The 12,238-nt window shown below is 43.9% G+C and carries 11 protein-coding genes; all 11 read left to right on the top strand.

Annotated elements, in window-relative coordinates:
- Nucleotides 1-55: 55 nt before the first annotated feature.
- The 11 genes from B0O44_RS20525 (at nt 56) to B0O44_RS20580 (ending at nt 12,147) form a co-directional block, all read left to right on the top strand.
- Nucleotides 56-1,066, top strand: a complete 1,011-nt coding sequence (locus B0O44_RS20525; RefSeq protein WP_110833973.1) for a DHH family phosphoesterase — start codon at nt 56-58, stop codon at nt 1,064-1,066.
- A 146-nt stretch (nt 1,067-1,212) separates the two neighbouring features.
- Nucleotides 1,213-2,229, top strand: coding sequence for an FKBP-type peptidyl-prolyl cis-trans isomerase (locus tag B0O44_RS20530; RefSeq protein WP_110833974.1), 1,017 nt, complete (start codon nt 1,213-1,215; stop codon nt 2,227-2,229).
- Between the two features lie 70 nt (nt 2,230-2,299).
- Nucleotides 2,300-3,067, top strand: coding sequence for a TatD family hydrolase (locus B0O44_RS20535; RefSeq protein WP_110833975.1), 768 nt, complete (start codon nt 2,300-2,302; stop codon nt 3,065-3,067).
- A gap of 6 nt (nt 3,068-3,073) precedes the next feature.
- On the top strand, nt 3,074-4,090 hold the full coding sequence (locus tag B0O44_RS20540) for an asparaginase (protein WP_110833976.1): 1,017 nt from the start codon (nt 3,074-3,076) through the stop codon (nt 4,088-4,090).
- A gap of 80 nt (nt 4,091-4,170) precedes the next feature.
- The gene (locus B0O44_RS20545; protein ID WP_110833977.1) at nt 4,171-5,586 is read left to right on the top strand and encodes an MBL fold metallo-hydrolase; all 1,416 of its coding nucleotides are present in this window, start codon (nt 4,171-4,173) and stop codon (nt 5,584-5,586) included.
- A gap of 7 nt (nt 5,587-5,593) precedes the next feature.
- Nucleotides 5,594-6,559, top strand: a complete 966-nt coding sequence (locus B0O44_RS20550) for a YpdA family putative bacillithiol disulfide reductase (protein WP_110833978.1) — start codon at nt 5,594-5,596, stop codon at nt 6,557-6,559.
- A 32-nt stretch (nt 6,560-6,591) separates the two neighbouring features.
- Nucleotides 6,592-7,563, top strand: a complete 972-nt coding sequence (locus tag B0O44_RS20555) for a polyprenyl synthetase family protein (RefSeq protein WP_110833979.1) — start codon at nt 6,592-6,594, stop codon at nt 7,561-7,563.
- A gap of 117 nt (nt 7,564-7,680) precedes the next feature.
- The gene (locus B0O44_RS20560; protein WP_110833980.1) at nt 7,681-9,135 is read left to right on the top strand and encodes a M20/M25/M40 family metallo-hydrolase; all 1,455 of its coding nucleotides are present in this window, start codon (nt 7,681-7,683) and stop codon (nt 9,133-9,135) included.
- Nucleotides 9,136-9,590: 455 nt separating this feature from the next.
- Nucleotides 9,591-10,049, top strand: a complete 459-nt coding sequence (locus tag B0O44_RS20570; RefSeq protein WP_110833982.1) for a hypothetical protein — start codon at nt 9,591-9,593, stop codon at nt 10,047-10,049.
- A 353-nt stretch (nt 10,050-10,402) separates the two neighbouring features.
- Nucleotides 10,403-11,044: a DUF6266 family protein gene (locus tag B0O44_RS20575; RefSeq protein WP_110833983.1), complete on the top strand. Its 642-nt coding sequence runs from the start codon at nt 10,403-10,405 to the stop codon at nt 11,042-11,044.
- 86 nt (nt 11,045-11,130) lie between these two features.
- On the top strand, nt 11,131-12,147 hold the full coding sequence (locus B0O44_RS20580; protein ID WP_110833984.1) for a LacI family DNA-binding transcriptional regulator: 1,017 nt from the start codon (nt 11,131-11,133) through the stop codon (nt 12,145-12,147).
- The last annotated feature ends 91 nt before the right edge of the window (nt 12,148-12,238 follow it).

The raw sequence follows: 12,238 nt of genomic DNA on the forward strand, positions 1-12,238 counted from the left end.
AATTTCTGCCGCTTGAAAATTTAATCATTAAATTGTTAGCTTTGCAGCCATATATATGTTATCTCTTTCAGAACTAAAATCTTTGCTGGCCACGCCGCAGAAAATTGTCATTACCACGCACCATAAACCGGATGGCGATGCCATGGGCTCTTCTCTGGGTTTATATGCCTATCTGATCCAGAAAGGACATCACGTTCAGGTGATTACCCCTACGGACTATCCTTACTTTCTGCACTGGCTGCCAAACAATTCTGATGTGATCATCTATACGGATGAAAAGGAGAAGGCCGCACAATATGTTGCCGAGGCTGCCATCATTTTCTGCCTGGACTTTAACACCCTGAGCAGGATCAATGAACTGGGCGAACTGATCCGCGGTTCTGAAGGTTATAAAGTGATGATAGACCATCACCTGGATCCAGAAGATTTTGACGATTACCGGCACTGGAACATCAATGCCTGTGCTGCGGCCCAACTGGTGTATGATTTTATTGTCAACCAGCTGGAAGATCCGGGCCTGATGACCAAAGATATTGCCACCTGTTTGTACACCGGGATCATGACCGATTCGGGCTCGTTCCGTTTTCCTTCTGCTACTTCGGAGGTTTACCGGATTGCGGCGGACCTGATCGATGCGGGTGCCGAACACTGGCGAATTCATCAACTGGTATACGATAATGCCACCGAAAACCGTTTACGTTTCCTGGGGCATTGTTTAACCAATAAGCTGGAAATCATCAGAGAATTTAATACCGCGATCATTACCGTGACGGCAGAAGAACTGAAACATTATAATATTGTAACCGGGGATACCGAAGGGATTGTAAATTATGCCCTGTCGATTAACGGGATCAGACTGGCTGCTTTTATCATCGAAAGAACAGACCGGGTGAAATTGTCCCTTCGTTCTACAGGTGACTTTCCGGCCAATGAAATTTGCAAAAAATACTTTAACGGGGGAGGGCATAGAAACGCTGCAGGTGGCGCCTCGGAACAAAGTCTCACGGAAACTGTAGCTTTTTTTAAGTCCATTTTGGCAGAGTACAAAACACAACTATTACAGTAACCGGGGTAAAGAACAATTAAAAAAAGAAATAAACAACACGAAAAAAACAAATAATTTATAATGAAACTTCATCAGCTTAACCCTGGCAAAATCGAAGCCCAAGCTGATGCATGCTTCATAACCGCTAAAAAACAATCAAATTTATAATGAAAAAAAGTTTAGTAATTCTTTTTGCAGCTACGCTTGGTCTGGCTGCTTGTAACAACTACAAAAAAGGACCGGGAGGTTTGATGTACATGATACATAAATCTGAAGGAAAAGAAAAAATCAAAGAAGGTGACATCATCAAATTGAATTTTATTCAGAAAAATGAAAAAGATTCAGTGATGGCAAACACCTATGACCTGGAGCAGCCGCAGGTATTCCCTGTAGGTAAAAAACAATATGCAGGTGACATGAACGATGTGCTTTACCTTTTCGGAGAAGGCGATAGCGCTACTTTCAAACTGGACCTGGATACGATGGCCAAACATTCTGGTCAGCCAAAACCAGAACAACTGAAAAAAGACAAATACCTGGTATTTACAGTTAAAATCGAAAAAGTACTGCACAAAGATCCAAAAGAAGCAGATTCTACTTTCCAGAATAAAGCAAAAGATTTCTTCCAGAAAGATTACAAAGCAATGGTTGACAAACGCAAAGCTTCTGAAGAAGGAAAAATTAAAAAATACATCGCAGACAATAACCTGAAAGTTCAAACGACGGCTTCAGGCCTGCAGTATGTGATCACCACACCTGGAAGTGCACAAAAACCTGTAATTGGTGATACCATTATGGTGAATTATACCGGAAAACTGACCACTAAAAAATCAAACGGCAAAGACAATGTATTTGATACCAGCGATGCTAAAATTGCTAAGGAATCAGGTAAATTCAATCCGATGGCACAATATGGCCCTCGTGCTTTCCCGCTTGGAAGAGCGATCCCTGGTTTTGACGAAGGTTTGCAACTGATCGGTAAAGGCGGTAAAGCCACCCTGATCATCCCTTCAAGACTGGCTTACGGTGAAAACGGTATGCAGGGTGCAATCGGTCCGTTCACACCATTGGTGTTTGAAGTGGAACTATCCGACATTAAAAAACCTTCTGCTGTAACAGTTCCCGCAGCTCCGGCACCAGTTAACCCGGCAGTAGCTACACCAGCACCAGCCAAGAAAAAATAAGCGTACCGCTTTTAAAATAGAGCCCTGCCTATCCTTATAGGCAGGGCTTTTTATTTCTTATCTTTGTCTTATGCTTTTAACAGATACCCATACCCATCTTTATTACGAAACAGACCCTCAGAAGCGAAGTGAACTCCTACAGCGCTGTTTTGACCAGCAAGTCCAAAGACTGTTCCTGCCCAATGTAGATGTAGCTTCCATTGCGATGATTGACGAACTGGTTGCCCTTTATCCTAAAAACTGTTTTGCCATGGCCGGTCTGCACCCTTGTGATGTCAAAGAAGATTTTCAGCAGGTACTTGATCAGATTTATCAAAGCATTGCCGGCAGGAAAATTTATGCCATTGGCGAAATCGGAATTGATCTGTACTGGGACAAAAGCACCCTGGAGATTCAAAAAATAGCTTTCAGAAAACAGATCGGATGGGCCAAAGCACTGGACCTGCCCATTGTAATCCACTGCAGAGAGGCTTTTGATGAGATTTTTGAAGTCCTGGAGCAGGAAAAAGATGAAAAATTAAGGGGGATCCTGCATTGTTTTACGGGCAACCTCGATCAGGCCCTGCAAGCCATAGACCTGGGTTTTTACTTAGGAATTGGCGGGGTGCTGACCTATAAAAAAGCAGGACTGGACCAGGTGTTGAAATATGTACCTGTGGAGCACCTGGTTCTGGAAACCGATTCGCCCTATCTGGCGCCGGTGCCTTTCCGGGGCAAACCCAATGAAAGCAGTTACCTGGTGTACATTGCCAAAAAGCTGGCCGAGGTTTATGGCATTTCTGTTGAAGAAATTGCTGAAATTACTACATCTAATTCCAGAAAGATTTTTTTAGTTTAGCAGTCGATGACTAAACTACTTATTATTTATACTGGCGGGACAATTGGCATGGTCAATAATCCGCAGACGGGTGCGCTCATTCCTTTCGATTTTGAGCAGATCCAGCAAAATGTTCCGGAGATGGTGCGTTTAAACTACCAGCTGGACGTGCATTCTTTTGACCCGATCCTGGATTCCTCCAATATGCATCCGGACATCTGGGCAAAGCTGGCCAGAATTATAGAAAGTAAGTACAACCATTACGATGGATTTGTCATCCTGCATGGTTCCGATACGATGGCCTTTACTGCTTCGGCACTAAGCTTTATGCTCGAGAACCTGGGCAAACCGGTGGTCCTGACCGGCTCCCAGCTGCCTATAGGTGAAATCCGTACCGATGCCAAGGAAAACTTAATTACGGCCCTGGAAATCGCTGCAACCAAAAAACAAGGCAAGGCGATGGTACCCGAGGTTTGCATTTATTTTGACTATCAGCTGTTGCGGGGCAACCGGGCAATTAAATACAATTCCGAAAAGTTTGAAGCCTTCCGTACCCCGAACTACCCTAAACTGGCAGAAGCAGGTGTACACCTGACCTTCTTTAAAAACTATATACAACAGCAGCCTAAAGAAGCCTTTAAGGTACATGCAGATCTTAATGCCAATATTGGTGTCCTTAAAATGTACCCGGGCATTACCCCGCAGGCTGTTCAGGCGGTAACCAGGTCGTCGGTAAACGCCATTGTACTGGAAACCTTTGGTTCGGGGAATACCACAACTGCAGGTTGGTTTATTGAAAGCCTGCAGGAAGCGATCGATGCCGGTAAAGTCGTTGTGGACATTACCCAATGCCAGGTGGGATCTGTAGAGTTGGGTAAATATGAAACCAGCAAACAACTGCAGCAAATGGGCGTTGTGAGTGGTTATGACCTTACTTTTGAGGCTGCGGTGACCAAGCTGATGTACCTGATGGGACGTGGGCTTCCAACACCTGAAATTGCAAAACTGATGGAGCAATCCCTGCGCGGAGAGCTGACAGCCTAAGTAAAACTTCTGTAAATTCATTTCCGGCCCTTTTGTTCCGGCAGAATAAGCGTATTTTTGTAGCTTATTTCAAGGATGTTATGAAGATTGAACAGATTTACACCGGATGCCTGGCGGAAGCCGCTTATTATATTGAAAGTAATGGCCAGGCGGCCATTATTGACCCCTTAAGAGAAGTCGGCTCTTATCTGAAAAGGGCACAGAAAGACGGTGCGGTGATCAAGTACATCTTTGAAACCCATTTTCATGCCGACTTTGTTTCCGGACATATAGACCTGGCAGAAAAATCAGGTGCAGAAATTGTGTATGGGCCAACCGCAAAGACTTCTTTTGCAGCACATATTGCGGTCGATGGAGAAGAATTTAAAGTTGGTGAACTGACCATCAAAGCCCTGCATACCCCTGGACATACCCCCGAATCGACCACCTACCTGCTCAGCGATAAAGATGGAAAACCTTATTGCATTTTTACGGGGGATACCCTGTTTATCGGGGATGTAGGCCGTCCGGACCTGGCCCAGCAGGGAGAGCTGACCATGGAAGACATGGCCGCTACCCTATACGATTCCCTGCAGCATAAAATTATACCCTTACCAGATCAGGTATTGGTGTATCCGGCCCATGGGGCGGGCTCTGCCTGTGGTAAAAACATGAGCAAGGAAACTTTTGATACCCTGGGTAACCAGAAAAAAGTAAACTATGCCTTAAAAGCACCTACAAAAGAGCAGTTTATCAAAGAGGTGACCGAGGGGATCCTTCCGCCGCCCCAATATTTTGCTAAAAATGCGTCCATGAACAAACATGGTTATGAAAGTGTAGACCAGGTGTATGAAAAAGGCCTGAACCCGCTTTCTCCGGAAGCCTTTGAAGCCCTGGCCAACCAGACCGGTGCTTTGGTCCTGGATACCAGGGACCCGCAGGTTTTTGCCAAAAACTTTATCCCTTCTTCGGTCAATATTGGCCTGAACGGACAGTTTGCACCATGGGTTGGTGCCCTGATTACAGATTTACAGCAACCTTTATTGCTGGTGGTGGAAAATGGCAAACAGGAAGAGGCCATTACCCGGCTGGCCAGGGTGGGTTACGACAATACCATTGGTTATCTGGAAGGTGGCATCCCCGCCTGGATAGATTCAGGAAGAGAAACAGACCAGATCCTTTCCATTTCAGCAGCTGAATTTGAAGCGGCTGTAGAGGCTAACCCGCAGCTTTATGCCCTTGATGTACGTAAGCCAGGAGAATATGAGGCCGAACATTTGGAAAATACCCTGACCAGGCCACTGGATTACATCAATGACTGGACCCATGAAATTCAACCCGAACAAACCTATTATATTCATTGTGCAGGCGGCTACCGTTCAATGATCGCCGCTTCTATTTTAAAAGCAAGGGGCGTAGAAAACGTGGTGGACATTGCAGGAGGCTACGGGGCCATTAAAGCGACTGGTTTAAGCCGTACAGATTTTGCCTGCCCATCCAAAGCCATGAAAGCCTGAGCTGCAGATGGAAAATTATGATGTTCTGATTGTCGGCTGCGGTCCTATTGGAATGGCCTGCGCCATAGAAGCACAAAAAGCCGGGTTAAGTTATGTGATCGTGGAAAAGGGGGCGCTGGTCAACAGCCTGTACAATTATCCGGTGTTTATGACCTTTTTCTCCACTTCCCAGCGTCTGGAAATTGGAGGTGTCCCTTTTGTCAGCATCAACCCAAAACCCAACCGCAACGAGTCCGTGGAATACTACCGGAGGGTGGCCGAAAAATTTAGCATGAACATCCGCCTTTTTGAAAAAGTAAATGATGTTCAGAAAAAGCCCGATGGTCATTTTGAAGTACAAAGCTCTAAAGCCACCTATGAGGTCAGGTATGTGATTATTGCAACCGGTTTTTACGATGTGCCGGTATTGATGGACATTCCTGGCGAAAACCTGCCAAAGGTTGCCCATTATTATAAAGACCCCCATCTGTATGCCTTCCAGAATGTGGTGGTGGTCGGGGCAAACAACTCGGCCATTGATGCGGCATTGGAAACCTATAGAAAAGGGGCAAAAGTTACCCTGGTGGTCCGTGGTGCAGAGATCGGTTCCTATGTCAAATACTGGGTAAGGCCCGATATTGAAAACCGCATCAAAGAAGGAGAGATTAAAGCCTTTTTTAATGCAGAACTGGAGCAGATCAGCGAAAGGTCCGTCCGCATCCGGACAGAAAAAGGACTTATAGATCAGGAAAATGACTTCGTTATTGCCATGACTGGTTATAAACCCGACTTTAGCATGCTTGGACGCCTGGGCGTAGAACTGGAAGAAAATAAAGGCGGTGTTCCGGTCTATAACCCTGATACTATGGAGACTAACTTGCAGGGCTTGTACCTTGCTGGAGTGGTTTGCGGCGGAAGGGATACCCATAAATGGTTCATTGAAAACTCCAGGGTTCATGCCGAGCAGATTTTTGCTCATATTACAGGAATTTAATTTATGTTTGTGCACAACATTTTTTAACCTGCATGCCGGGAATAGATCAGATTAAACAACCCATAGCTGCCGATATAACGGTTTTCGAAGAGAAGTTCAAAGCTTCTATGCACAGCGAGGCTCCATTACTGGACCGCATTACGCATTATATTGTAAAGCGAAAGGGAAAACAGATCCGGCCTATGTTTGTCTTTTTTGCGGCAAAGCTATGCGGGGGGATTGTAGAATCTACCCACCGTGGTGCGGCACTGGTAGAACTTTTACATACCGCTACCCTGGTCCATGATGATGTGGTGGACAATGCCTACGAGCGGCGGGGCTTTTTCTCCATTAATGCTTTATGGAAAAATAAAATTGCTGTGCTGGTGGGCGATTATCTGCTGGCCAAAGGCTTGCTGCTGTCGGTCAACAACAATGAATTCCGTTTGTTGCAGATCGTTTCTGAAGCAGTTAAACAAATGAGTGAAGGAGAATTGCTGCAAATTGAAAAAGTACGGCGTATGGACATCAGCGAGGCGTTGTATTTTGATGTGATCCGCCAGAAAACGGCCTCATTGATTGCCTCCTGCTGTGCCTGTGGGGCAGCCTCTGCCGGGGCAAGTGATGAAGTCATTGAAAAAATGCGTCTGTTTGGTGAAAAAGTAGGCATTGCCTTCCAGATCAAGGACGATACTTTTGATTTTGGTACCGATGATGTGGGCAAACCCCTGGGTATAGACATTAAAGAAAAAAAAGTTACCCTGCCACTGATCTATGCACTAAACCGTTCAGATAAAGCCGAAAAAAAGCGCATCATTAGCCTGGTGAAAAACCACCAGGATGACCCGGTCAAAATCCAGCAGATCATTGATTTTGTCAATGAGAAAGAAGGTGTGCGTTATGCCAATGAAAAAATGGAAGAATACCAGCAGGAAGCTTTTGAAATTCTGCACAGCTTTGAGCCCGGGGATGCCCGTACAGGACTGGAACAACTGGTTCGCTACACCACAGAACGCAAAAAATAAACCCCTGTTTTTTTGATATAAATTTGTTGCAGAAGGAATTGTGTTTGCTTCTTGTATTCATGGAAAAAATACTAATTTCACGGAAATAAGTTTGCTTTCTTCAACTAAATTTTATTTATGAAGCCTTTATTTTCTCTGCTGCTGCTTGCCTGCAGCTTATCTGCTTCCGCGCAGACGGACGACTTTTATCCCGCCTTTTCGAAAATTAATGCCGATGTGCAGCAAAATTCAAAAGCCTATCCAAGGCTGAAAGAGGCGACCGAAACCATTGGTCATCGCCTGACAGGCTCTGCCAATGGGGCCAGGGCAGAAGAATATGCTTATAAATTGCTTAAATCTTATGGTTACGATGTCAAATATCAGCCTTTTGAAGTAGAAAGTTGGAGCCGGATTTCCAATAAAGTACAGGTTGGGGCAGATGCAAAACATCTACAGGAAGTTTCTTCGGTTGCGCTGGCGCATTCTCCGGTAAAAGCTTCGGTTTCTGCCGAATTGGTGGATATGGGGAATGGACTGGAAGCCGATTATCAGCAAGGTGCAGGTAAGGTAAAAGGAAAAATTGCATTGGTGTACCTGGGGGTGTTACCCGGCTCAGCTAAGGGGACCGCTTCCCTGCACCGCTCAGAAAAAACGGCTATTGCTATCAAAAATGGTGCAATAGGCATCATTATCATCAATACAGTAAAAAATGGGGTGCTGTTAACCGGAACAGCCTCAGTAACCGGAAAGCTGATCCCTATTCCGGCGGTTTGTATCGGTCTGGAAGATGGAATGAAAATTAAGGAAGCCTTAAAAAGCGGTCCTCAATATGCCAGCCTGGAGATGACTAATTTTTCAGGAATGATCAAGGCCCGGAATGTGGTGGCCACTTTAAAAGGTACGGAATTTCCAAATGAAAAGATCGTGGTGGGCGGACACCTGGACAGCTGGGACCTGGCCACGGGGGCAATAGACAATGGCATCGGTTCTTTTGCCGTCATGGATATGGCCCGCAGCTTTAAAGCTTTAAACCTAAAAACCAAACGTACTGTCGAGTTTATTTTGTTTATGGGCGAGGAACAGGGCTTGCTGGGTTCCAAAGCTTATGTAGAACAGGCAATGAAAGCCAAAAAACTGGATCAGGTTAAGTTTATGCTCAATTACGATATGACCAATGACCCTAAAGGCTTCTCGACCTCAAGAGCAGAAATGAAAGACTTGTTTACTTCCTGGGGCGCCCAGATCGCTAAACTGGATACAGGGTTTAAAAATACATTTAATGCCGGGGCAGGGCTGCACAGTGATCACCAGCCTTTTATGCTGGAGGGCGTACCTACAGGTGGTGGTGCTGGCGGAAAATTGCCAAACAACTCCGGACAGTTTTACCATTCCAATGGCGACTCTTTTAAACTGGTAGATGAACAGGGACTGAAAAATACGGTGAGGTACAGCGCCATGCTGACTTATGCTTTGGCCAATACACCGGTGATCCCGGTACAAATTCAGGGGGATGCAGAGCTGAAGGCTTTTTTACAACAGAACAATTTAGAAACCCCGTTGAAAATTGCAGGGGAGTGGAAGTGGAAAGATTAAGGTTATTTTAACTTATAGCGAAAAGCAGCACTGGAGACAGTGCTGCTTTTTTAATAAAAAAAATTAAAATGAAATACAATTATTTTTTATAAATATGAAACCCCTTAAGTTCTGGCCCGTTGGGCGGTATCCGATCCTGTTGATTGTGTTATTTGTTGTTTTTATGCTGGTGATCCCGGTTCTAAGCGCGAAGACTCATGACAGTGCACAAGTCCCACTTGTTTTAGGAACGTTTGCTGTAATTGGATTAATCCTGGGAATGTTTCTGCTTAGCCTATTTAATCTTTTCTTCTTTAAAGCCTGGAGCAGGAAGTTCTGGTATGTTAACAACCCTTTACTTTTTTTGAGTTCCGGTTTGATTATTTATTTTTTGATTCGGATGGTTTTCTTTTTTTAAGAAGAAGATAAATGCAGGGAAATTAACTTGGTGTTTCCAGTCAATTTTTTGATCCAGTATGTATAAAATTAAAAATACATTTTTTTTGACGGCCTTTGTGTTTTTGATCTCTTGCCAAGCCAATGGGGTTAAGGAGGTCACATTTATACAAAAACGAAATATAGAGGAAAAAGCTATACTTACGAATTATTTGAGTAATGAAGTTAAGAATGATTCGATTGTACTTTTATCGCGCCCATATATATTTATGGATGGAAGATGTTTAAACGATGTCGTCAAGGATTTACCTGAGAAGGATTTTACGGCTGAAGAACTTTTATCCCACTCAGCTAAAGATACAACATCATGGTCCGAGGGATCGATGTCCAAGGTGAAGATATTATCGGCTAAGGGTTTGCCTGTTAAGTACGAAGCCGAAAAATGGCTTAAAATATATGCTAAAATTGGTGGTGGCTTTTTCACCTTTTCCCATGTTTTATTCAGTAAAAATTTTGACTATGCTATTTTTTTATACTGATTTCAATTGTGGAAATCTATGTGGCCAGGATAGAACGGTTTTGTATCAGAAAGTTGGTAAACATTGGGTCTTAAAAAAAAGCTATTGTACAGGCGTATACTAATGAGTGTTTAAGACTAATGAATAAAATAGTGACCGAGAATCATCGGCCATAAACACCCTATTTATTCTTTAAAAATAGCTATGTCGTAACTAGGTGTTAACAGGGTGGTAACAGGGTGATAACAGGGTCAATCATATAGTTTTTATATAATTATTATACAATAACTACATAATTTTTATTAACTTAGTGTAAGTTGATCTTAAAAGATTAATTAGACCCCGGCCGGACTTGAAATTTAAAACTTAATGTCATGGCAAAAATCAAAAATGGAATACTGGGCGGCTTCAGTGGAAAAGTCGGTACAGTAGTAGGGTATAACTTATACGGAGAGGACCACGTTCGGGGCCTGCCTAAAAAGAAAAGGTATACTGCTGCGGAAAAACACAACCAAAAAAAATTCAAATTTGTTCAGGCTCACCTGAAACCCTTAAAGCCGCTTTTAAAAGTGGGCTTTAAAAATTATTTTACCAAAACAGGCGGTTATAGAGCAGCGGTGGCTTATACCCGGAAAATTGCCTTTATGGAAGATGATGCCGGGTTTTATATTGATCCGGCCCTGTTTAAAATCAGTGGGGGTCAACTGGAAGGATTAAAAGACCCTGCAGTTAAATTCGAAAAGCCAGGCCAGCTGCTGTTTACCTGGAATACGGCTGCGATTACTTACCGGCCTGCGGAATCTGACCAGGTGATGGTGCTGGTGTATGATACGGAACGCAAAAAAGAAATCACCCGGATTTTTGACGGGGCTTTCCGTAAAGATGGTGTTTTAAAGGTATCGGTCCCTGCAAAATTTAAAGGAAAAACGGCAGAAGTCTATGTTGCTGTGGTGGCTGCCGATAGAGGCTCGCAATCTGACAGTCAGTATTTAGGTCAGATAACCATTCCAAAATAAAGCATATATTATTTTTTGAACAGGAGCTAACTTTTCCCCTATATTTACTTTTAAATACAAGCTGTAATGGCTGGGAGAGATCGCGAATGCACAATATTAATATAAAAGAACTGGCTAAAGCCCTGGATTTATCGACCTCAACGGTTTCCAGGGCTTTTCGGGACAACAGTGACATCAGTAAAGAAACCAAGGAAAGGATACTGGCCAAAGCCAAAGAGCTGAATTACCAGCCGAACCATTATGCCAGTAACCTGCGGGAGCAGCGCAGTAAAACCATTGCGGTAATTGTTCCCGAGCTGGCCAATAACTTTTTCTCACAAGCCATTCATGGCATAGAACGGATTGCCCGTGAAAAAGGTTATCATATTCTGATTTATGCCACAGAAGATGATTACGAGAAAGAGGTTTCTTTTATCCATCACTTGCACAACGGCCGGGCCGATGGTATCATTATGTCGGTTTCAGGGGAGGCGAATGACCATAACTATTTAAACGAACTGGCAAATAAGCGTTTGCCCCTGGTGTTTTTTGACCGGGTGTATGAAGACATTATTACCCCGCGGGTCATCACCAATGACTATGCAAGCAGTTTCTCTGCAGCGGAGCACCTCATTAAACAAGGTTGTACACGCATTGCTTACCTGGTGATCAACAAAAACCTGTCCATCGGAAAGACCAGGATGCAGGGCTATATTGATGCACTGGCCAAATACCAGATCCCCTTTGATGACCAGCTGGTGATCGATTGCAGCAACAGTTATAAAAAAAACCACAGCATCCTGAAAAAGATGCTGCGCGAAATTCAGCCCGATGGCGTATTTACCTCGGTAGAGCGTTTGGCCTTTGCTACTTATTATGCCTGTTATGATCTTGAAATACAGGTACCAAAAGACCTTAAGGTCATCGGTTTTTCCAGTCTGGAGATCGCCCCGCTGCTCAACCCTTCCTTAACAACCATCACCCAACCGGCAACTGAAATTGGTGTGGAAGCCGCCCGACTTTTGTTTAAAATGTTGGAAGATCCTTCATCGGTTGATGTCAATAAAAAAGTAGTGCTGGACTCTAAATTGATCAAAAGAAAATCGACCGAAAAAACAGCTTAAAAACTGCTCTTTTTTTTGCCTGTAAATCGCCTGTTTTGATTAAGTTTTTTTGAAGTTTTTGTTAAAACGCGCAGAATTTCGCTTGCGTTCC

This window comes from Pedobacter nutrimenti, from assembly GCF_003208655.1.
Lineage (GTDB): Bacteria > Bacteroidota > Bacteroidia > Sphingobacteriales > Sphingobacteriaceae > Pedobacter > Pedobacter nutrimenti.